Source organism: Actinoallomurus liliacearum (assembly GCF_039542035.1).
In the GTDB taxonomy this organism is placed as follows: Bacteria; Actinomycetota; Actinomycetes; order Streptosporangiales; family Streptosporangiaceae; genus Actinoallomurus; species Actinoallomurus liliacearum.
In genome coordinates this window covers 102,606-124,399 of record NZ_BAABHJ010000005.1, presented here as the reverse complement: position 1 = coordinate 124,399, position 21,794 = coordinate 102,606, and the positions used below count along the sequence as shown (strand labels likewise).

Genomic DNA, 21,794 nt, shown 5'->3' with positions numbered 1-21,794 from the left:
CGAGGCCGCCGCGCCGGAGAAGGTCAGAGCCGGACGGGGACGTTGCTGCGGAAGACGTCGTACGGGTCGTGGCGGCCCTTGACGTCGCGCAGCCGGGCCAGCGCGTCGGGAGCGAAGGCGTCGGCCGCCGTCTCTCCGGGATTGAGGAAGGTCAGGGGCTTGCGGCCGCTGACCGGGAGGTTCTCGGCGAACGCCCGCTGCCGGGCGGTGACCGCCCGCGCGGTCGCCGGGTCGGTCGGGAGACCGAACAGGTAGAGGGCGTAGGACTCGGTGAGAGGTCCGTGCGGGGAGTCGGACGGCCGCGTGAACGCGCCGCCCAAGTGGCGGATCTGCGCGCTGAGCAGCGGGGCGATGGGATCGGCCAGGAGCGTCTTGGCCGCGACGTCGTCCAGGTCGGTGAGCAGCTCGCCGCGGGAGAGGCCGGCGCCCGGGTCGGTGGGCTCGGCGGTGATGGTCCCGAGCTCGGAGACCGGCATGATCCGCCGGGAGTCCGACAGCGGCTCGGGCAGGCGGTCGAGCGGGCGCAGGAGGTCGCGGGCCCGGTCCTCCTCGCCGAGGTAGGTGGCGTCCACGGCGACCATCGGGGCCGAACCGGGGAAGTGCAGGAGGTCCAGCCAGACGGTCAGCTCGTCCGGCGCGGTCGCGGTGATCCGCCGGTAGGCGTCCAGCACCTCCGGGGCGTGCTCGGCGGTCCACAGGACGCGGCCGCCGTACAGGTGCGGCGCGGGGTGCAGGGCGAACTCCAGGGCGGTGACGATCGCGAAGTCACCGCCTCCGCCGCGCAGGGCCCAGAACAGGTCGGGATCGGTCTCGGCCGTGACGTACCTCTGGCGTCCTTCGGCGTCGACGACGTCGAGGGCGGTGACGCTGTCGGCGACCCAGCCGTGCGCGCGGCCGAACCAGCTCAGCCCGCCGCCGAGGGCGACGCCGGTGACACTGACGACCGGGGAGCTGCCCGGCAGGCCGGTCAGGCCGTACGGGGCGGCGGCGGCCTGCAGCCGGCCCGACGCCACGCCGGCGCCCACGCGGGCGCGGCGGGCGGCCGGGTCGATCTCCACGGTGTCCAGCCGCCCGGTGCGCAGCAGGATCGTGCCCTCGGTACGGCCGGTGGCCCCGTGCCCGTTCGGCTGGGTGGCGATGCCCAGCCCGGCGGAGCGGGCGTGCCGGACGAGCGCGGCGACGTCCTCGGCGTCGGCGGCCTCCACCACGGCCGCCACCGGCTGCTCGACGGCCAGGTTCCAGGGCCGGCGGGCGGCGTCGAAGCCGGGGTCACCGGGCAGCAGGACCCGGCCGCGAACGACGGACTTCAGGGCGGTCATGATCGTCCTTTTCTCGTTTCGAATCAGGCGGCGACGTGCTGCGGCGCGTCGGCGGCTTCGGTCGTGATCACCACACTAGGAGCGGGAAAGACCTTGGATAAGGTTCATTTCCGTGGCGGATTCATGGGTCAATTCGGCGGAGCGGATCGGCAGTGACCTGCATCTGGACCTGACCGGTCCCGGCAGCCGCCGCGCGGTCCTCATCCGCGCGCTGCGGGAGGCCGTACGGGACGGCAGGCTCGCGCCGGGCACCCGGCTCCCCCCGTACCGCTCCCTCGCCGCCGATCTCGGGCTGGCCCGCAACACCGTCGCCGACGCCTACGCCGAGCTGGTCGCCGAGGGATGGCTGATCGCCCGGCAGGGCTCCGGCACCCGCGTGGCGCCGCGCGCCGAGCCCGTCCGGTCCCCGCGCGTGCCGGAGAAGGCAGCCGCCCGGCCGGCCCCGTCGGCGCACAACCTGCGGCAGGGGCAACCGGACGCCGCCTCGTTCCCGCGCTCGGCCTGGCTGGCCGCCGCCCGCCGCGCGCTGAACGCCGCGCCGAACGAGGCGTTCGGCCCCGGCGACCCGCGCGGCCGTACGGAACTGCGCCACGCGCTGGCGGAGTACCTGACGCGCGCCCGCGGCGTCCGTACGACGCCCGACCGGATCGTGGTGTGCTCCGGCTTCGCCCACGCGCTGCGCCTGCTGTTCGGCGGCCGGGTCCTGCGCGGCCCGCTGGCGGTGGAGTCGTACGGGCTCGCCTTTCACCGCCATCTCCTGGCGGCCGCCTCCGTGCGCACCGTCCCGCTCGCGCTCGACGAGTGCGGCGCCCGGACCGACGAGCTGAGGTCCCTGAAGGGTGTGCGGACGGCGCTGATCACGCCGGCGCACCAGTTCCCGACCGGCGGACCTCTGCACCCGGAGCGGCGCGTGACCGCGGTGGACTGGGCCCGCGCCTGCGGCGGCCTGATCCTGGAGGACGACTACGACGGCGAGTTCCGGTACGACCGCGAACCCGTCGGCGCGGTCCAGGGCCTCGACCCCGAGCGGGTGGTGTATCTCGGCTCGGTCAGCAAGAGCCTGTCACCGGCGCTGCGGCTCGGCTGGCTGGTGCTGCCCGACCATCTCGTCGACCCGGTGCTGGCGGCCAAGGGCGAGCGGGAGGCCTGGGCGAGCGCGACGGACCAGCTGACCCTCGCCGACTTCATCGCCTCCGGCCACTACGACCGGCACATTCGCCGCATGCGCCAGCGCTACCGAGCCCGCCGGGACCGCCTCGTCGCCACCCTCGCGGCCCGGGCCCCGCACATCGCCCTCACCGGCGTCGCCGCCGGGCTGCACGCGGTCCTGCACCTGCCGCCCGGCACCGAGCGCTCCGCCGTCGAGGCCGCCGCCCGGCGGTCGATCGCCCTGGACGGACTCGCCGACTTCCGCCACCCGGCCGCCACGATGCCCGCCCCCGACGGCCTGGTGGTCGGCTACGCCACCCCACCGGACCACGGGTACGAGGCGGCCCTCGAGGCGCTGTGCCGGATTCTCCCCCCGGCCGGTTGACCGGTGCGGCGTCCGGCGGCCTCCGCCCGGCGAGATCAGGCGGCCGCCTGACCGGTGCGGCATCCGGCAGTCTCGGCCCGGCGGGATCAGGCGGCCGCCGACAGCCGGGCGGCCAGGAGGGCCCGTCCTTCGACGATCAGCCGGTTCACCTCCGCGGCGTCGTACCACTCGCCGTACGGGTGGCCGGCGACGGCCAGTTCGTGGAGGTGGATGAGCGAGCCGACCTTCCGGGACAGCCGGTGGCAGGCCCATTTCACCGACGTCTCCGCGTTCGCCTGCTCCAGCGCGGCCGGGGCGTCGGCGATCTCCTCGACGATGAAGTCGCGGTTCGGCGCGAGCCCGGGATCGGCCAGGATGCGTCCGACCGGCACCACGGCCGCCGCCTCGTCCCCCGCGAGCCGGCAGATCCGCGCCTCCAGCGCGTCCATCGTGACGACCGGCGACCAGACGTTGTAGTTCGGCGACGCGCCCGGCACCGGCACCGCCGAGGTCACCGACCGCAGGATCTCGAGCGCCTCAGCCTCCCGCTCCAGCGCCCAGAGGTACCTCGCCAGGTCGGCCTGGTCGTACAGGTCCTTCATCCGGGTGTGCGACCACCGCCGTGTCAGGGACGTCTTGACCTTGGCGACGTAGCGGTTGGTCTCACCGGCGGGAGAGGCCGCGGGCGGCGGCGTCACCGGCGTAGCGCTCCTGGGCATGCCCGGCATTCTGGCCCGCCCCGCCGACAGAAGAGTCGATCCCTGCGGAAAAGAGCTTCTCCTGCGGGATGCCGCCGTCGTACGCTGCCGCCATGAGACGACGACATTGATCTTCAACTGAGTCGAGACTCGCGCGCAGGCTGTACGCCTACGCGTTCCTTGAGGACTTCGTCCTGCTGTACCCGGTCTACGCCGTGCTGTTCGCGAAGGCCGGGATGTCCGCCGCCGCGATCTCGTCGCTGTTCGTCATCTGGTCGGTGACCTCCTTCGTGCTGGAGATCCCCACGGGGGTATGGGCGGACCTCTTCTCCCGCAGGTCGCTGCTCACGATCGCGCCGATCCTCACCGGCACGGGCTTCGCGCTCTGGACGTTCGTCCCGTCATACCTCGCGTTCGCGCTCGGCTTCGTGCTCTGGGGCGCGGGCGGCGCACTGCGCTCGGGCACCCTGCAGGCCCTGGTGTACGAGGAGCTGACGCGGTCCGGCGCGTCGGACGCCTATCCACGCGTCATCGGCCGGACGCACGCCATGGGCATGCTGGCGGTGTCGGCCGCGACCGGTCTGGCCGGACCGGTCCTGGCCGTCGGCGGATACCCCGCCGTGGGCGTCGCGAGCGTGGCCGCCTGCCTGCTCTGCGCGGCGGCCGCCCGCACGCTGCCCGACTCGCGGGGCCGCGCCGAGCGAGGTCCGGCGTACCGGCAGGTGGTGCGGGACGGCCTCGCCGAGGTCCGCCGCGCGCCGTCGGTCCGCCGGTCGCTGCTCATCGTCTCGGTGCTGATGGGCGTCGCCGGCGCCCTCGACGAGTACGTCCCCCTCCTCGCCCGGTCGACCGGCGCTCCCGCGTCCGTCGCGCCGCTACTCGTCCTGCTGGTCACGACCGGGATGACGGCGGGCGGCTGGCTCGCCGGACGCGGCACGCGATGGCCCGCCCCGATCCTCGCCCTCGGCGCCGGATGCCTCGCCCTCGGCGCGGCGAGCGGCCGGGCGGCGGGGATGGCGCCCGTCGCCGTCGCCTTCTGCGCCTTCGAGTGGGCGATGAGCAACACCGACGCGCGGCTGCAGGACCAGATCGGCGACGAGTCCCGGGCGACCGTCACCTCGCTGGCCGGCTTCGGATCGGAGGTCGTCGCGGTGCTGACCTACTCCGCCTACGCGCTCGGCTCCGCCTGGGCGGGCCCCGGCCCGCTCTTCGCCCTCGCCGCCGTCCCCCTCCTGCTCGTCGCGGCGGTGCCCTCCGGGAAACGACCGGAGCCCGAACAGGTCGCGGAACGATGACGATCCACTCGCTGCGACCAACGGCCTTGCGCGCGGTACCGCACTGATGCAAGGTCGGTAGCGCACTCCGGCGGAGCGGAGGCCGATGCGGCGGGGAAGGGGAGCACGGGGTGGGAGGCGACTATCGCGCCGGAGATGTCATCGACGGCCGATTCGTCCTCAAGGAACAGCTCGGCTCCGGCGGCATGGGCAGGGTCTGGCGTGCCCACCATCGGCACCTGGAGATCGACGTCGCGCTGAAGCAGCTCGTTCTGCCCGCGACCGACGCCGCCGAGATCCCCGAGGAGCTGTCGGCGCGCGCCCGCCGGGAGGGCCGTACGCTCGCCCGGCTGCCCCCGCATCCGGGCATCGTGTCCGTGCGCGACCTGATCACCGTCGATGGCCTCCCCTGGCTGGTGATGGACCTCATCGAGGGACGCTCGCTCAAGGAGACCGTCTACCGGGACGGCCCGCTCACCGAGGAGCGCACCGCCGCGCTCGCCGGGCAACTGGTGACGGCGCTCCGGTTCGTGCACGACCACGGCGTACTGCACCGGGATCTCAAGCCGGGCAACATCCTGATCGACGCGGCCGGCGACGCGACGCTGGTCGACTTCGGCATCGCCGTGCACGCGGACGACACGACCCTCACCCAGAGCGGCGCGCTGATCGGAACCCCCGGCTACCTCGATCCGGAACGCCTGCGCGGGCAGCCTCCGGTCGAGGCGTCGGACCTGTTCTGCCTGGCCGCCACCCTCTACTTCGCGCTCAAGGGACGCGCGCCGTTCCGCCGCGACAATCCGGGTGCGACGGTCCACGCCACGCTCTATGAACGCCCGCTGTTCGAACCGGCTTCGGGGACGCTGGCCGAGCTCATCGAAGACCTCCTGGCGCCCGCCGCGGCCGACCGCCCCTCGGCGGAGGAGGCCCTGGATCGCCTCCACGCCATGCGAACGCCGGTCCCGGCCCAGCACCCCGCGACCGAGGCCGGCCCCGGCGAGGCGACGGACGTCGGTCCATCCCGGCAGGGCACGGCCGGCGTATCGGCCACCTCGTCGGAGCTTCCCGCCGACACCCGCGAGGATCGCGTGGCAGTGACGGGGCAGGTCGGACCGGCGGACGCCCCTGAGCCACGGCGGTGGTGGCCTTTCATGGTCCGCTCGGCGCTGGGTCTGCTGGCGTTCCTCCTGCCGTTGACCCTGGGGATGGGCACCGCCCATCCCGCCGCGGACGGGTCCTACCTCACCGGAGCATTCCTGCTCCCCCTGGGCGTCGCGGCCATCGTGGCCGTCGCCGGAATGAGGGTCACCCGCTGCGCGGGAGTGGTCGCGCTCCCGCTGTTCACCGAGGCGATCGTGCTCGTGGTCGGTCTTCCGGTCGGATTGCTCGTGGGAGCGCTCGCCGGAGACTTCTTCGCGGGAGCCGTCCTCGGCGGCGCGGCCTTCGGCGCGCTCGGCGCCAACATCGGAGGAAGCGTTCTCAAGGAGGACCTCGAGTCGTGGGGCATCGCCACGGGCTCGACTCTCTTCATCGTCGCCGTGTGGATCGCATTGGTCGAGACGGTGGGGTACCTGACCCAGCACTGGGCCGTCCACAGCACCGTCGGCTTCCTCAACACCTGGGCCGGCGGACTCGTCCGCCTCCTCAGCTGACACCTCCACAGCCGACGGCCGCGTCACGCCTTACCGGTTCCGCGACACCCAGGGCGGGGACGCGTCTCCTTCTTGCCGTCGTTCCACACCTCCTGAGTCCCAGACCCTCCGGAGGAGGGGGTACGGGCGGCGGAAACTGCGTCGAGGTACGCACGACCTCATCTGCGGGCGAGTCGAGCGAATAACCGCTTCCGGATTCTCGTGGACGTCGCTGCGTGAGGTGTGCGGGCCCGGCCGGATCGGGTGATCCTGGGCCGGGCCGCGATCGACCTGCCGGTCAGTTGGCCATTCCGGCGAACTGACCGGGCTGGTAGGAGCCGCCGGGGTTGCGCACGATCACGTTGAGCCGGTTGTTGGCGTTGATCACGGCGATCAGGGAGACCAGGGCGGCGATCTGATCGTCGTCGTAGTGCTCGCGCACCTTCGCCCAGGTCTCGTCCGACACGCCGGGGTGGGCGTCGGCGATCCGGGTGCCCTCCTCGGTGAGCGCCAGCGCCGCGCGCTCGGCCTCGGTGAACACCGTCGACTCGCGCCAGGCGGCGACCAGGTTCAGCCGGGTCGAGTCCTCCCCGGCGGCGGTGGCGTCCTTGGTGTGGTAGTCGACGCAGAAGCCGCAGCCGTTGATCTGGCTGGCGCGCAGCATCACCAGGTTCTGGGTGGCCTCGGGCAGCGGCGACTGGACGATCGCCAGGGCGACGTTGTAGATCCGCTTGGCGATTTTCGCGCCGAGCTGGTTGGTCATCAGGTCGAAACGGGGTTCCATGACGTGGTCCTCACTGTCGGGGGTGGGCACCGCGCGGATGGTTCGCGCGGCGTATTACGAAGCGGCCAGGCCGGCTGCTCGTGGTCAGCCGAGGTTGCCGGGCTGGTAGCCGCCGCCGGGCTGGCGGACGATGACGCTCATGCGGTTGGTGGCGTTCATGAGGGCGATCATCATCACGAGATCCGAGAGCTGGTCTTCGTCATAGTGCTTGGTGGCGTTCGCCCAGGCCTCGTCGGTGACGCCGCCGGCCGCGTCGGCGATGCGGGTGCCCTGCTCGACGAGTTCGAGGGCGGCGCGCTCGGCGTCGGTGAACACGGTGGTCTCGCGCCAGGCCGCGACCAGGTTGACGCGGGTCGCGTCTTCTCCGGCGTGCGCGGCGTTCTTGGTCCACACGTCCGTGGCGTAAGCATCACCGTTGATCTGGCTGGCGCGCAGCACCACCAGCCTCTGGGTCGCGGCGGGCAGCGTCGACTCCTGAAGGATCGTCTTGCTCGCCAGGCCGAAGTGCTGCGCGGCCTTGGCCGCGGTCGCGGCCGGGTTGCCGAAGAGGTTCAAACGAGCAGTCATCGTGCGCTCCTTGCTGTTGCATCCGGTCGAACAAGAGATGCCGGCGGCCCCACCCCTGTGACGGTGACGTGCGTCACACAGTCGCCCTACCGGACGGGTCAAGGACGTGGCCGTCGGGTTACGCGCCGACGGATGCGACCTGCGGGCCGAACCAGTCGGTGAGCGCGTCGGACAGGCCGGCGGAATCGGCCGACCCGTTGTCGGGAGACGCCCAGGCGACGTAGCCGTCAGGGCGATCTGGAGGCCGTTGGGGTGAGGGCGTTCTCAATCGAACGATGCACAACACCCCAGGTCAATGCTCCGGTGCGAAGGGGTTCGGCCGCGCGCCGGGTTGTGGGTTGCGGAGACCGGCGTCGGCTGGACCGTCCCAGTAGTCGCACATGAGCGGCAGAGGCAAGACGAAACCGAGAGACACCGAACGTCGGCTGCCCGCCGACAACTACCAGGAGACGATCATGACTCTTCTTGGCCAGACTCTCCCGGGATACACCCACGAGAGCGTCCTCAAAGGCATCGAAGACGGCGCGGACTGGGCCGACCCGACCATGGACCCGACCACGATCGACTGGGCGGAGCGCCAGGCCCGCGCCGCGATCCCGTTCGACGTGGAAAACGGGCGACCCGTCGCCCCGGTTAAGACCGACATTCGCTACGGCCGGAACGAGCTCGGGCACTGGGGGGAGGCGTTGGCCGCCGACGCGGTGGTGTTCGTGTTCCTCAAGGACGGTCGCCGCTTCCGCAAGGGCGGCCGCCGCTTCCTCAGGGACGTCCGCCGCTTCCTCAAGAGCGGTTGCCGCTTCCGCAAGGACGTCCGCCGCTTCCTCAGGGACGTCCGCCGCTTCCTCATGGGCGGCCGCCGCCTGATCCTCATGGTAGAACGCGCCGACGGCCATGGCTGGGCGGTGCCCGGCGGCTTCGTCGATCCCGGCGAGGTCGACCGCAAGGCCTACCGCGAGGCCGCGGCACGCGAACTGAACGAGGAGACGGGGCTGACGCTTCCCGGCGCCTCGTGGACCGAGATGAAGCCGCGCTACGTGCCCGACCCCCGCGCATCTGACGAGGCGTGGATGGTCACCGTGCCGTGCGTGGCGGACCTGGATGTCGACCAGCTTCCCTCGGTGAAGGGCCAGGACGACGCCAAGCACGCCGTCTGGGTGCCCGCCGACAGCTACGACGAGCTCGTCGAGTACCTCGACCGCGTCCACAGCGGCAAGGTGTTCGCCGCGCACGTCGACATGCTGCGCTCGCTTCTGTAAGGGCGAACGCCCACTCGATCGGCCCTCCGCACCGCAATGGTGCGGAGGGCCGATTCTGTTCGACGGAGGTGCGGATTCGGGCTGTGAGCCCGTCGGCGCCTCGGCGAGGTCTTCCCGCTCCGGCCCGCCGCCCCCGAGCGTGCCCAACCGCCGGGTAGCGAGAGCGTCCGCGTATGTGGCCGGGCCATGGCGAGCTCAGTGAGCTCGCCATGGCCCGGTTCGCGTTCTCCCTGATGCACGGCCGCAAGGACTCCTGTTCAAGGGGCCGAGGTGCTCAGCCTGTCGGCTGAGCCGGATCGGCCGCCTCGTCGGCAGATCCGGTCTGCCCGTCGCAGAACACCTCGGTGACGAGCCTCTGCGTCGCCTGCTGGAACGCCGCCGCCAGGGACAGCGCTGCGTCGTCCACGTAGTTCAGCGCGGCGGTCAGGGTCTTCTTGCCGTCGGGGGTGCTGTACATCAGCGCCGCGTGGCCCGCGGCGCCGCCGTTGTGGGTGATGACGGTGCCACCGCAGCCCGTGTCCTGTACGAAGATTCCCAGGCCGTAGCCCATGTTCGGAATGGGCGTCGGGTGCGGCGTGCACATCTCGGCCAGCAGCGGGGCCGGCAGGAGCCTGCCGCTCATCAGCGCGGAGATGAACGTGTGGAGGTCCTGGGTGGTCGAGATCATGTCGCCGCCGCTGGAGATCCAGGAGGGGTTCTGGCGGGTGACGTCGACCGTCTCGGTCTGGCCGGCGTCCTCGTACCGGTAGTAGGCGTGGGCGTGCGGCTCGGGGATCTCCGTTGGTCGGCGGCTCGGCGGTCTCGCCCAGCTCGCGCGCCCCGGCGCTGCCGACCCACTCGCCCCGCTCATCGTGCACGCGCATCTGCACCCCGACGAGGCCGGAATCGACGATCTCCTGGATGGCCTTCTGCAACTCCGGGCGTTCCTGCCCGGCAGCGGCCTTCGACGCGGCCACGCTGTCCGTGGTGGTCCCTCCGGCGGTTCCGGTGACCGGGTTCGAGGTGGACATGGGTGCTCCTTCGTTTCGTGGGCGCTGGTCGAACCTTGAATCCGCCAGGGTGCGGGAGTCGGTGTCAGGTCACAGGCTGCGGGCGGTGATGTCGCCGTGGGAGGTGGTCGCCTCGATGGTCAGGTCGGCGGCGCCGTCGTTCTTGAGGGCGTTGGTGATCCGGCCGTAGGAGGTGCCGGCGTCCAGGGCGGCCGAGACTCCGGCGGCGGCGCCGACCGAGATGTCACCGGACTGGGTGGCCAGCACGACCTTGCCGCCCATGGCCTCGGCGATGTCGATGTCGCCCCGCGCGGTGGTGATCTGTGCGGGGCCGCCGAGGCGGCCGACCTCGACGTCGCCGTCGGTCGCGGTGAGGTGGAGGCTCGCGGTCTCGTCGATCTTGATCTGGCGGTAGGCGCCTTCGAAGGTGACGTCGCCGAGCCGGCCGACGCCGCGCAACTCGCAGGCGGCGGTCTTGGCCTCGACGCGGGAGCCGGTGGGCAGCTGAACGGTCACCTCGACGGACCCGGACGGGCCGAAGTACTGGTTCTTGGCCGAGGCCTGGATCCGCAGGACGCCGTCGGCGTAGTCGACCGTGGTCTGCTCGGCGGCCTTCACGTCGCGACCCTTGGAGGGGTTGGCGGGCAGGACCTCGACCCTGGTGTCGGTGCGGTCGGCGGCGATGAGCTGGACGCGTCCGGCGGGGATGTCCAGGACGGCGGTGATCGGGGCGGCGGTGTCGAACTTCTGCATCGTTCTCTCCCTGCGGTTCGTCGTTTCCAACGCCGCAAACGCTACGTTGCTTTCCGAATCTCTTCAACCAACCTGTTGCGATTTCACTACATTTACGCAGCTCACTGTCGTGAAATCGTTGCAACAAGCCTGAATCTAACGCAACATGCAGGAGAGTTTTGTTGCGATGGGTTGCCCGTGAACGCTATGACGATCATGTGAGCGGCGACACTGGCATATACCCCCCTGCCGTATGCTATGGTCACCGACATGCCCTACCGGGGGTGGGTATAAGTTGAAGGCTGACCGGAAATCCGGTCACGAACGGCGTACAGCGTGTGAGGAGAACGAGATGACGACCACCGAGTACAAGGTCAAGGGCATGACGTGCGGCCACTGCGTCTCCGCCGTGACGGAGGAGGTCGGCTCCATCGAGGGCGTCACCGACGTCAAGGTCGACCTCGCCTCCGGTCTGGTCACCGTCTCCAGCGCCGCACCGCTCGACGCGAAGGCGGTACGGGACGCGGTGGACGAGGCCGGCTACGAAGTCGTCGATTCCTGAGTCTCGGCCGGAGGAGGAAACAGCGATGAACGTCCCGGCCAGGCTCGGGATCTTCGGTCTCGGGCTGGCGGTGGTGTTCGGCGCGGCGATGGGGGCCGGTCGGCTGACCGGCCCCGTCGGGGCCGAGGCGAAACCGAGCGCCGCACACGGCGGCATGAAGGAGAGCAGCGGTATGGAACACGGTGGAGCGGGTCACGGCGGTCACGGGAGCATGCCGCCGGGCGGGCTGCTGGTGTCGGACCAGGGTTACACCCTCACCACGGTGCCCGCCGCGACGGGCACGTTCGCCTTCCGGATCGTCGGGCCGAACGGGCGGGCGGTGACGGCGTTCGACCCGCAGCACGACAAGCGGATGCACCTCATCGTCGTCCGGCGTGACCTGTCCGGTTTCCGGCACGTGCACCCGACGATGGACGCGGACGGCACCTGGCAGGTCGCCTCCCCGCTGAGCGGGCCGGGCACGTACCGCGCGTTCGCCGATTTCAAGCCCACCGGCGCCGATCCGCTGACTCTCGGCATCGACGAGACCGTCGCGGGCGACGCCGCGCCCCGGCCGCTGCCCGCACCGGCCACCACCGCCACCGTCGACGGTTACACCGTGACGCTGACGGGGACACTGGTCGCGGGCCGGTCGAGTCGGCTCGACATGACGATCAGCCGGGACGGCCGGCCGGTCACCGATCTGCAGCCCTACCTGGCCGCGTACGGGCATCTGGTGGCGCTGCGGCAGGGCGACCTGGCCTACCTCCACGTCCACCCGGACGGCGAGCCGGGCGATGGAAAGACCAGGCCCGGGCCGGCCATCACCTTCTACGCCGAAGCACCGTCCGTCGGCACCTACCGTCTCTACCTGGACTTCCAGCACGAGGGCACGGTGCACACCGCCGAGTTCACCGTCACGGCGGGCACGAGCGACACGACCTCCGGCGATCACCAGCACTAGAACGCGACCATCCCGGACAAGGAGGGGTGATGAGCAGCACCACGAGCACGGCACCCGAACGAGTCGAACTGGCGATCGGCGGGATGACCTGTGCCTCGTGCGCGAACCGCGTCGAGAAGCGCCTCAACAAGCTCGACGGCGTCACCGCGACCGTCAACTACGCCACCGAGAAGGCCAGCGTCAGCTTCGGCCCGGATCTCACCACCGAGGACCTGATCGCCCAGGTGGAGAAGGCCGGTTACACCGCCAGTCTCCCCGTCGCGGCGGAGCCGGCCGAGGAGGAGCCGAGCGAGGACGCCCCCGTACGGGCGCTGCGCGACCGGCTCCTCATCAGCGCCGCGCTGGCGATCCCGGTGATCCTGCTGGCGATGGTCCCGGCGCTGCAGTTCCGGTACTGGCAGTGGGCGTCGCTGACCCTGGCGGCCCCGGTGCTGGTGTGGGGCGCGCTGCCGTTCCACCGCGCGGCGTACAAGAACCTCAAGCTCGGCGCGGCGACGATGGACACGCTCGTGTCGCTGGGCACGATCGCGGCGTTCGGCTGGTCGCTGTACGCGCTGTTCTTCGGTGACGCGGGCGAGCCCGGCATGCGGCACCCCTTCACCTTCACGATCGAGCGCTCCTCCGGCGCGGGCAACATCTACCTGGAGGTCGCCGCCGGGGTGACGGTGTTCATCCTGGCCGGGCGCTACTTCGAGGCCCGGTCGAAGCGCCGCGCCGGCGCCGCCCTGCGGGCGCTGCTGGAGATGGGCGCCAAGGACGTCGCCGTCCTGCGCGGCGACCGCGAGGAACGGATCCCGGTCGAGCAACTGAAAACCGGCGACCGGTTCGTCGTACGGCCGGGCGAGAAGATCGCCACGGACGGGGTCGTGGTCGAGGGCGGCTCCGCGGTGGACATGAGCATGCTCACCGGCGAGTCCGTGCCCGTCGAGGTCGGGGTCGGCGACGCGGTCGTCGGCGCCACCGTGAACGCGGGCGGCCGGCTCGTCGTCGAGGCGACCAAGATCGGCTCCGACACGCAGCTCGCGCAGATGGCGCGGCTGGTGGAGGACGCGCAGAACGGCAAGGCGCAGGTGCAGCGCCTGGCCGACCGGATCGCCGGGATCTTCGTGCCGATCGTCATCACGCTCGCCGTGGCCACCCTCGGGTTCTGGCTCGGCACCGGCGGCAGCGTCGCGGCCGCCTTCACCGCCGCGGTCGCGGTCCTCATCATCGCCTGCCCGTGCGCGCTCGGCCTGGCCACGCCGACCGCCCTCCTCGTCGGTACGGGGCGCGGCGCGCAGCTCGGCATCCTGATCAAGGGGCCCGAGGTGCTGGAGTCGACGCGGCGGATCGACACGATCGTGCTGGACAAGACCGGCACGGTCACGACCGGCAGGATGACGCTGACCGACGTGGTGACCGCCGAGGGCCAGGACGCCGACGAGGTGCTGCGGCTGGCCGGCGCGCTGGAGGACTCCTCCGAGCACCCGATCGCCCAGGCGATCGCCAAGGGCGCCGTGCAGCGGGTCGGCGCGCTGCCCCGGCCGGAGGACTTCGCCAACATCGAGGGCCTCGGCGTGCAGGGCGTCGTGGACGGCCACGCGGTCCTGGTCGGTCGTACGCGACTGCTGGAGGAGTGGTCCCAGCACCTGCCCGCCGAACTCGAACGCGCCAAGGCGGCGGCGGAGGCCGCGGGCCGGACGGCCGTCGCGGTCGGCTGGGACGGCGAGGCGCGCGCGGTCCTGGTCGTCGCGGACGCGATCAAGGACACCAGCGCCGAGGCGATCACCCGGCTGCGCGGGCTCGGCCTGACGCCGATCCTGCTGACCGGCGACAACGAGGCGGCGGCCCGCGCGGTCGCGGCCGAGGCCGGCATCGACGAGGTGATCGCGGAGGTGCTGCCCGCCGACAAGGTCGACGTCGTCAAGCGGCTGCAGGGCGAGGGTAAGGTCGTGGCGATGGTCGGGGACGGTGTCAACGACGCGGCGGCTCTGGCGCAGGCGGATCTGGGCCTGGCCATGGGCACCGGCACCGACGTGGCCATCGAGGCGGCCGACCTCACGCTGGTGCGCGGCGACCTGCGCGCCGCGGCGGACGCCATCCGGCTGTCCCGCCGGACGCTGGGCACGATCAAGGGCAACCTCTTCTGGGCCTTCGCCTACAACGTGGCCGCCCTGCCGCTGGCCGCCGCCGGCCTGCTCAACCCGATGCTGGCCGGTGCCGCGATGGCGTTCTCCAGCGTGTTCGTGGTCAGCAACAGCCTGCGGCTGCGCCGCTTCGAGGCGGCGCGCTGAGATGCGGGCGAGGAGTCTGAGCGGCAGGCCGCACCGGTCCGGGGTTCCGGCGCCGGGCGGTCTGCTGCTCCTGGCTCTGACGCTGTTCGGCCTGTTCGCGATGCACGGGTTGCAGGCGACGGCCGGTCCGACGGACACGCACGCGGCCGCCGTCGTCATGACCATGCCCGGGGCGGATCACCCGGACGCCGAGACCGGGCATCACCACGCCTCGGCACCGTCGCACGCCCCTTCCGGCCGGCACGACCATCCCGGCGGCCAGATGTGCCTGGCCCTGCTGGTGCTGGCCACGCTGCTCGTCCTGGCCGCCGCCTTCGTCGGGCGCCGCGACGCGTCCGGCGCGCCGGGCCGTCCGCACGGACGAGGACACGAGTCCCAGGGCCGGGCCCCGCCCCGACCGTCCATCTTCCAGCTCTCCGTACTCCGGCTGTGACAGGCGTCCGGGTCCTCGATGACCCGCACGCCCACTCAGCACGCCCGGATACGGAAGGTAGAAGATCGATGAAACGCGTCCGCTCTCTGGTGATCGTCCCGGTCGCCGCCCTCACCCTCGCCGCGTGCGGCGGCAACGGCGACGACTCCGGTCACCACTCCATGAACGGTCACTCCATGGGCCCCGGTATGAGCATGAGCTCGTCCCCGGCCGGACACGACGCGCAGGACGTGATGTTCGCGCAGATGATGATCCCGCACCACCGGCAGGCGGTCACCATGGCGCGGCAGGCCGCCACGAAGGCGTCCTCGCCCGAGGTCAAGAGGCTCGCCGCCCGGATCGAGAACGCCCAGCAGCCGGAGATCGACAAGATGACCGGCTGGCTGAAGGGCTGGGGAGCCGCCATGCCCTCGCCCGGCGGCATGCACATGGGCGAGGGGATGATGTCCGAGCAGGACATGAAGAAGCTCGACTCGCTGTCCGGCGCGGCCTTCGACAAGGCGTTCCTGGAGATGATGATCGAACATCATCAGGGCGCCGTCGCCATGGCCCGGACCGAGCAGGCCCAGGGCTCGAACGCCGACGCCAAGGCCCTCGCCGGCTCGATCATCGGCTCGCAGAGCGCCGAGATCGCCACGATGCGGAACCTGCTCAAGGACAGGTGATCGCCAGGGGCGGCCGATCACGGTCGGCCGCCCCCGATCCGCCTGTGTTCCGCGTTCCTCGGTGGGGCACCACCGTTCGGTGATGGAGGGAAGGCAATGAGCGCGATCGGTCACGCGCTGGCGATCACCGGGTCGATGACCTGGGAGATCCTGTGGGCGCTGATCCTGGGATTCCTGTTGTCCGCGATCGTCCAGGCCGTGGTGCGCCGCGCGACGATCGTACGGCTGCTCGGCGACGGGCGGCCTCGTACGCTCGCGACGGCCACCGGGCTGGGCGTGGCGTCGTCGTCGTGCTCGTACGCGGCGGTCGCGCTGGCGCGCTCGCTGTTCGTCAAGGGCGCGAGCTTCATCGCGGCGATGACGTTCGAGATCGCCTCGACCAACCTGGTGGTCGAACTCGGCATCATCCTGGCGCTGCTGATGGGCTGGCGGTTCACCGCGGCGGAGTTCATCGGCGGGCCGATCATGATCGTGGTCCTGGCGGTGCTGTTCCGGCTGTTCCTCCGGGAACGGCTGCTCCGTGCCGCCCGCGAGCAGGCGGAGCGCGGCGTCGCGGGCGCGATGGAGGGCCACGCGGCGATGGACATGTCCGTCCAACGGCAGGGGTCGTTCCGACGCCGGCTGCTGTCCGGGGAGGGCTTCACGTCGGTGGCGCACGTGTTCGTCATGGAGTGGGCGGCGATCCTGCGGGACCTGCTGATCGGCCTGCTGATCGCCGGGGCGATCGCCGCGTGGGTGCCCGACTCGTTCTGGCGGCACTTCTTCCTCGTCGACCATCCGCTCGCCGCGAAGCTGTGGGGGCCGCTGGTCGGCCCGCTCGTCGCGGTGATCAGCTTCGTCTGCTCGATCGGCAACGTCCCGCTGGCCGCGGTGCTGTGGAAGGGCGGGATCAGCTTCGGCGGCGTGGTCGCCTTCATCTTCGCCGACCTGATCATCCTCCCGATCATCCTGATCTACCGGAAGTACTACGGCACCCGGATGGCGCTGTTCGTCACCGGGACCTTCTACGCGGCGATGGTCCTCGCCGGCTACCTGGTCGAACTGCTCTTCGGAGTCACCGGCCTGATCCCGGAGAAGCGGCACGCGGTGGTGATGGAGCAGGGCGTCTCCTGGAACTACACCACCTGGCTGAACATCGCCTTCCTCGTCCTGGCCGCGGTCCTGCTGGTCCGGTTCGTCCGTACGGGCGGCGTCCCGATGCTGAAGATGATGGGCGGCTCTCCCGAGGCCGAAAACCATCACTAAGGGACCCTAACCCCACTTCGGGCCAATTTTGCATAAACCTGACATTCGACCTCCTTCGTGATCCATCATGATCACCGAGTGATGAGCACTTGGGAGGTCTTCATGTTGAGGCGTACAGTCGTCGCGGCGACAGCGATGGTCGCTCTCGCCGCGCCGGCTCTCACCGGGCACGTACGAGAGGCTCGCGCCGCCGACGTCGGCAGGGCCGAAGTCGTACCGGTCCAGATCACCGGTGCTCCGGCGAAGCGGTTCAATCTCGTGGTCCTCGGCGACGGCTACACCGACGCCGACATGCCGAGGTACCGGCAGGACGTCGACCAGGAGATCAGCACGCTGTTCGCGTTCGAGCCGTTCAAGTCCTACCGCAGCTACATCAACGTCTACCGGGTCGAGATCGTCTCGGGCGAGTCGGGAGTGAGCTGCGACCCCGATCTGAACGCGCCCAGGCGGACCACGCCGCTGAGCATGAAGTTCTGGAGCGGCTGCTCGTCCACCGGCATCCAGCGCCTGCTGGTGATGGACAATGCCGCGGCCCAGAAATACGCGAACATGGTCACCGGGACCAGTGCCGCCAACCGGCAGATCGTGGCCCTGGCGAACAGCGGCACGTACGGCGGCGCGGGCGGGACGTACGCCACGGCGTCGGGCAGCAATGCCATGTCGTCGCTGATCATGCCGCACGAGATCGGGCATTCGCTCGGCGGCCTGCAGGACGAGTACAACTACTACCAGCGAGGCGTTCCCGGCGGGGCCTACACCGACGGCGAGCCGAACTCGATCCACCACACGCTCCTCACCGAGGAGCAGATGCGCCTGCAGAAGGCGAAGTGGTACCGCTGGCTGGGCGAACAGAGCACGTCGGGCGGGCCCATCGGCCGCTACGAGGGCGGGATGTACGACACCACGGGCGTCTGGCGGCCCAGCGCGCACTCGATGATGAAGACCCTCGGATACGCCTATGACCAGGTCGAACGCGAGAGGATGACCCAGGCGATCTCCGCCAAGCTCAACCTGATCCAGGACAACACCCCGACCACGGCCCCCATCGGCGCCGACCGCGTGGTCTGGCTTGAGACGCTGCACCCCGTCGACCACACGCTCGACATCACCTGGACCCTGGACGGCAAGAAGGTGGCGGGCGGCCGGGACGACCACAACCTCGACCTGTCGCGGCTACCGATCAAGCCGGGCACGCACACCCTGACCGCCAAGGTCGTCGACGGGACCGACTTCGTCCGCGACCCGGCCGTCCGCGACTCCGCCGCCCTTACCCAGACCCGTACCTGGACGATCGACACGACCGCGCCGAACCCCACGGAGACCACCGCGGCGGGCTTCACCGAGTCGACGCCGACCGGCGCCCCCGTCGGCGCGAACGACGTGATCTACGCCGAGACGACGCACCCCGCGACGTCCGTGCCCGCCGTCCGCTGGAGCCTCGACGGCAAGAAGGTGGCGACCCCGGGCAACGACCGCGACCTCGACCTGGGCCGGCTCCACCTCGCCTCCGGAACGCACACGGTCACCGCCCGTGCGGTCGACCCGGCCACCGGCGCCAAGTCCGAGACCCTCACCTGGACGGTCGACGCGCAGCGCCCGACCGTCTCGGCGGTGTTCTCCACACCGGCCGCCAAGCAGGGCAAGGAGTACGTCTTCGACAATGAGTTCACCATGAAGCTGAGCCCGTCCGATGACGCCGCCGGCGCCACGCTGGCCGAGTTCCAGGTCGACGGGGACGGCTGGTTCCGCTACTTCGGCTGGCCGACCGACTCGACCGCACCGTTCCGGTTCACGCCGCTGGGGACCAAGGTCGACGACCTCATCTACGGCAAACTCGGCACGCCCGCTCGCGCGGTGGCCTGGGAGAACGTGCCGCCCGGTTACGGCCACCACACGATCGAGTACCGCGCCGTCGACGCGGCCGGGAACGTCGGAAAGACCACGAAGGTCGACGTGATCCTCCGCGACAGCCGCTGAGCGAGAACCGCTCGGCAGAACCGGCCGAGCATGATCGGCCGAGCCCGTTCCGGGCCCCCGACGCCGGGGCCCGGAACGGCCCCGCCCGATCTAAGGCTGGTGGGCCGTCGTCATGGCCGCCTTCCCGGCCGTGGCGGCGGCACACGCGACGGGAGCGCCGCCGCCGTACCTGCCCTCCGGGCTGCTCGTCGGCACCGCGCTTGACACGTCGACCTGAGCACGCCAATTCCGGAATCGCGCTGGATATGACTGAATACCAGGCATTCCGTCGGGACTTTGCCGGGAGCGCGGGCTGAGCGACCCGCCGTTGGCCTGACGCGCCACCGGCCCCGGCATTCATGGGGCATTGCATTCGCCCGCATAACCATCAACGACCGCATCGGCGGACAGATTGAACATGTGTCGTCGATGGGGAGGGTACGCGCCCGGGTCACGGGCGGCCGGGCGGGAGCGCCGGCGGGACACGGCCCGGCCTGGGGCTGGTGCGCCGTCGTCGGCGCCGCGTTCCTGGCCGGGGCGGCGGCGCACGCGGCCGGTGTGCCGGCGCCGTACCTGCTCGCCGGGCTGCTGGTCGGTGTGGCGCTCGCGCTGTCGGGCCTGGTCACCAGCGCCCTCCCCCGGCCCGCGTACCGTGCGTCGCAGGCGCTGGCCGGGGTGCTGATGGGCGGGTACATCCATCCGGCGGCGCTGCGCGCGGCCGCGCCGTCGATGCTTCCCCTCATCGTCGTCACCGTCGCGACCGTCCTGCTCAGCGTTGGGGTGGCCCGGCTGCTGGAGCGGTCCCGGCTCCTCGACCGGCCGACGGCGACGCTGGCCACGGTGCCGGGCGGCGCCGCCGCGATGCTCGCGGCCTCGGACGAACTCGGCGCGGACACCCGCCTGGTGGCGCTCGCCCAGTACTCCCGGGTCGGCATCGTCGCGGCCACCGCTCCGCTGGTCGTCCCGCTGCTCGGGCCGACCGCGCCCGCGGTGTCGGGCGCCGGTGAGCCGCACTCGCCGCTGAGCCCGCAGATGCTGCGGCTGGTCGGCGGGGCCGATCAGCCGGCGGGCCTCCTGGTGCTGTGCGCCGTCGCGGTGCTCGGCGTCCAGGTGGGGCGGCGCCTGCGGCTGCCCGCGCCGGTCGTGCTCGGTCCGATGCTGGTGACCGTGGTGGCGACGTTCTCCGGCGCGGCGCACGGGTTCCGCCCGACCGGCCTGCTGCAGACGCTCGTGTTCGCCTGCATCGGGCTGGAGATCGGGCTGCGGTTCACCCGGCCCTCCCTCCGGCACGCGCGCCGGGCCCTGCCCTGGATCGTGGCCGGCACGATCGCCGTCAGCGTCGCCTCGGCGCTGCTCGCGTGGCTGCTCGCCGCGGTGACCCGGCTGTCGTTCGCCGACGCCTACCTCGCCACGACGCCCGGCGGCATCAACGCGGTCCTCGCGACGTCGGTCGCGACCAACGCCGACGTCGGGCTGATCTCGAGCGTGCAGAGCCTGCGGCTGTTCGCCGTCGTCTCGCTCGCGCCGGTCCTGGTCCGCCTCACCTTCGTACGGAGCGGCCGCCGGTCCGGATCCGCCACGGCGGAAGCGGCGGAGCCCCGGTCCCTGGCGGGCCGATCCTGAGCGGTTCCGACGCGATATGCCCGATTCGTGATCTACCGCCACTCTCGCGGAAAGTAAGAGCCGTCGCCGTAAAACGTTAACGAAACGTTGATTGGCAGAGGACGCCTGATCACCCCTAAACTACGGAAAGCCCGGCTGCCCCCGGCTTCACACGAAGCACAGCCGTCCGCCGAATCCCCCTGGGACCCGGGAACCATCAGTTGTCGAGGCGCGTCCGGAGCCGATGAGGTTCCGGCCGGGCGGCTCCGGCCCGAGCCCGACGCGCTGCCCCGGTAGGCGGCAAGGAGAGGAGTAGGACTCTGTGGCGCCCTCCAACCCGATGACCTCCACGCGCGCCACCGGCCGGTCGCGGTTCCGGCGATCGCTCCGGATCTGCGCTGCGGCCTCGCTGGCGATCACCGTTTCGCTGACGACGGCCGGCATCGCCGACGCCGCCCCGAAACCGTCGGCGGCCGCCGCGAAGAAGGAGCTGGCCAAGCTCAACCCCCAGCTCGACAAGAAGGTCGACCAGTTCAACAAGACCAAGACCGAGCTCGACGCGGCCAAGAAGCGACTCAAGGTCCTGAAGGCGCAGAAGCAGGCCGAGCAGGCCACGTACGACCAGCTACACGCGCGCGTCGTACAGCTCGTTGCGAACCAGTACAAGACCGGCCAGTCCGACCCGGCCACCGCCGTACTGGCCTCGAACAACCCCGACCAGGCCCTCGACCAGATGTCGACGTTCACGCACCTGGCGAGCAACCGGGGCCAGGAGCTGACCGCGTTCCTCGCCTCCACCCAGCGGCTCCGGCGCGACCTCGCCGCGGTGCAGGCCACGGTGCAGGACATCTCGCAGAAGGCCGCGAAGCTCAAGGCGCAGAAGGTGGCGCTCGAGAAGCAGATCGCCAAGCAGCAGAAGCTGTCCAAGGAGGCCGGCGAGACGACGTCCTCGGGCGGCAAGGTCGGTGGGACCTACACCGGTCCGGCCTCCGGCTCGGCGCGCGCCGCGCTGAACTACGCGTACGCCCAGCTCGGCAAGCCGTACATCTACGGCGGCACCGGTCCGAAGGGCTATGACTGCTCCGGGCTGACGATGATGTCCTGGCGCGCGGCCGGGGTCAGCATTCCCCGCGTCGTCCCCGACCAGTACAACGCGACCCACCGTGTCGCCCAGAGCGACGTGCAGCCCGGCGACCTCGTCTTCCTGAGCGGCAATGGGCACGTCGGGATGATGGTCGACAGCGGCCACTTCATCCACGCCCCGCGCACCGGTGAGAACGTGATGGTCAGTCCCCTCGCCGGCTACTGGCAGGGCCAGCTCGTCGGCTTCGGCCGTCCCTGACGACGCCGAC

The 21,794-nt window shown here is 71.3% G+C and carries 20 protein-coding genes; 13 read left to right on the top strand and 7 right to left on the bottom strand.

What is annotated here, in order from left to right; translation table 11 throughout:
* Positions 1 to 23: 23 nt before the first annotated feature.
* Positions 24 to 1,319, bottom strand: a complete 1,296-nt coding sequence (locus tag ABD978_RS08280; RefSeq protein ID WP_345350990.1) for an FAD-binding oxidoreductase — start codon at positions 1,317 to 1,319, stop codon at positions 24 to 26.
* A gap of 112 nt (positions 1,320 to 1,431) precedes the next feature.
* Between ABD978_RS08280 and pdxR the strand changes: the two genes are divergently transcribed.
* Positions 1,432 to 2,853 (top strand): MocR-like pyridoxine biosynthesis transcription factor PdxR, encoded by a 1,422-nt coding sequence (gene pdxR, locus ABD978_RS08275; protein ID WP_345350987.1) that lies wholly within the window; start codon positions 1,432 to 1,434, stop codon positions 2,851 to 2,853.
* An 86-nt stretch (positions 2,854 to 2,939) separates the two neighbouring features.
* Here the strand turns inward: pdxR and ABD978_RS08270 are convergent, their stop codons facing one another.
* Positions 2,940 to 3,551 carry a hypothetical protein gene (locus tag ABD978_RS08270; protein ID WP_345350984.1) on the bottom strand — a complete coding sequence of 204 codons (612 nt, stop codon included), beginning with the start codon at positions 3,549 to 3,551 and terminating at the stop codon, positions 2,940 to 2,942.
* Between the two features lie 194 nt (positions 3,552 to 3,745).
* Between ABD978_RS08270 and ABD978_RS08265 the strand changes: the two genes are divergently transcribed.
* Both ABD978_RS08265 and ABD978_RS08260 read left to right on the top strand, forming a co-directional pair.
* Complete coding sequence (locus tag ABD978_RS08265; RefSeq protein WP_345350981.1) at positions 3,746 to 4,825, top strand: MFS transporter; 1,080 nt, start codon at positions 3,746 to 3,748, stop codon at positions 4,823 to 4,825.
* A 110-nt stretch (positions 4,826 to 4,935) separates the two neighbouring features.
* On the top strand, positions 4,936 to 6,456 hold the full coding sequence (locus ABD978_RS08260; protein ID WP_345350978.1) for a serine/threonine-protein kinase: 1,521 nt from the start codon (positions 4,936 to 4,938) through the stop codon (positions 6,454 to 6,456).
* A 277-nt stretch (positions 6,457 to 6,733) separates the two neighbouring features.
* Here ABD978_RS08260 and ABD978_RS08255 read toward each other — a convergent pair whose 3' ends face one another.
* From ABD978_RS08255 to ABD978_RS43810, 3 genes are all read right to left on the bottom strand, one after another.
* Positions 6,734 to 7,219, bottom strand: a complete 486-nt coding sequence (locus ABD978_RS08255) for a carboxymuconolactone decarboxylase family protein (RefSeq protein WP_345350975.1) — start codon at positions 7,217 to 7,219, stop codon at positions 6,734 to 6,736.
* Positions 7,220 to 7,303: 84 nt separating this feature from the next.
* Complete coding sequence (locus ABD978_RS08250) at positions 7,304 to 7,786, bottom strand: carboxymuconolactone decarboxylase family protein (protein WP_345350972.1); 483 nt, start codon at positions 7,784 to 7,786, stop codon at positions 7,304 to 7,306.
* Between the two features lie 118 nt (positions 7,787 to 7,904).
* Positions 7,905 to 8,072, bottom strand: a complete 168-nt coding sequence (locus ABD978_RS43810; protein ID WP_364435415.1) for an aromatic-ring hydroxylase C-terminal domain-containing protein — start codon at positions 8,070 to 8,072, stop codon at positions 7,905 to 7,907.
* Positions 8,073 to 8,241: 169 nt separating this feature from the next.
* Between ABD978_RS43810 and ABD978_RS08245 the strand changes: the two genes are divergently transcribed.
* Entirely contained in the window at positions 8,242 to 9,042 is an 801-nt protein-coding gene (locus tag ABD978_RS08245; RefSeq protein ID WP_345350969.1) for an NUDIX domain-containing protein, read from the top strand.
* A 274-nt stretch (positions 9,043 to 9,316) separates the two neighbouring features.
* Here the strand turns inward: ABD978_RS08245 and ABD978_RS08240 are convergent, their stop codons facing one another.
* Together ABD978_RS08240 and ABD978_RS08235 are read right to left on the bottom strand one after the other, a co-directional pair.
* Positions 9,317 to 9,892, bottom strand: coding sequence for a serine hydrolase (locus ABD978_RS08240; RefSeq protein ID WP_345350966.1), 576 nt, complete (start codon positions 9,890 to 9,892; stop codon positions 9,317 to 9,319).
* Positions 9,893 to 10,121: 229 nt separating this feature from the next.
* On the bottom strand, positions 10,122 to 10,784 hold the full coding sequence (locus tag ABD978_RS08235; protein WP_345350963.1) for a DUF4097 family beta strand repeat-containing protein: 663 nt from the start codon (positions 10,782 to 10,784) through the stop codon (positions 10,122 to 10,124).
* Positions 10,785 to 11,115: 331 nt separating this feature from the next.
* Here ABD978_RS08235 and ABD978_RS08230 point away from each other — a divergent pair, with 331 nt between their 5' ends.
* The 9 genes from ABD978_RS08230 (at position 11,116) to ABD978_RS08190 (ending at position 21,784) form a co-directional block, all read left to right on the top strand.
* A complete protein-coding gene (locus ABD978_RS08230) occupies positions 11,116 to 11,325 on the top strand; it encodes a heavy-metal-associated domain-containing protein (protein WP_345350960.1) in 210 nt (69 codons plus the stop codon).
* Positions 11,326 to 11,350: 25 nt separating this feature from the next.
* Entirely contained in the window at positions 11,351 to 12,268 is a 918-nt protein-coding gene (locus tag ABD978_RS08225) for a hypothetical protein (protein ID WP_345350957.1), read from the top strand.
* Between the two features lie 29 nt (positions 12,269 to 12,297).
* Positions 12,298 to 14,541 (top strand): heavy metal translocating P-type ATPase, encoded by a 2,244-nt coding sequence (locus tag ABD978_RS08220; RefSeq protein ID WP_345350954.1) that lies wholly within the window; start codon positions 12,298 to 12,300, stop codon positions 14,539 to 14,541.
* A gap of 1 nt (position 14,542) precedes the next feature.
* Positions 14,543 to 14,974: a DUF6153 family protein gene (locus ABD978_RS08215; protein WP_345350951.1), complete on the top strand. Its 432-nt coding sequence runs from the start codon at positions 14,543 to 14,545 to the stop codon at positions 14,972 to 14,974.
* 68 nt (positions 14,975 to 15,042) lie between these two features.
* A complete protein-coding gene (locus ABD978_RS08210) occupies positions 15,043 to 15,639 on the top strand; it encodes a DUF305 domain-containing protein (protein WP_345350948.1) in 597 nt (198 codons plus the stop codon).
* Positions 15,640 to 15,735: 96 nt separating this feature from the next.
* Positions 15,736 to 16,884 carry a permease gene (locus ABD978_RS08205; protein ID WP_345350945.1) on the top strand — a complete coding sequence of 383 codons (1,149 nt, stop codon included), beginning with the start codon at positions 15,736 to 15,738 and terminating at the stop codon, positions 16,882 to 16,884.
* Positions 16,885 to 16,986: 102 nt separating this feature from the next.
* Positions 16,987 to 18,861, top strand: coding sequence for a M64 family metallopeptidase (locus ABD978_RS08200; RefSeq protein ID WP_345350942.1), 1,875 nt, complete (start codon positions 16,987 to 16,989; stop codon positions 18,859 to 18,861).
* Positions 18,862 to 19,269: 408 nt separating this feature from the next.
* Positions 19,270 to 20,463 (top strand): AbrB family transcriptional regulator, encoded by a 1,194-nt coding sequence (locus ABD978_RS08195; RefSeq protein ID WP_345350939.1) that lies wholly within the window; start codon positions 19,270 to 19,272, stop codon positions 20,461 to 20,463.
* Positions 20,464 to 20,764: 301 nt separating this feature from the next.
* Positions 20,765 to 21,784: a C40 family peptidase gene (locus tag ABD978_RS08190; RefSeq protein ID WP_345350936.1), complete on the top strand. Its 1,020-nt coding sequence runs from the start codon at positions 20,765 to 20,767 to the stop codon at positions 21,782 to 21,784.
* The last annotated feature ends 10 nt before the right edge of the window (positions 21,785 to 21,794 follow it).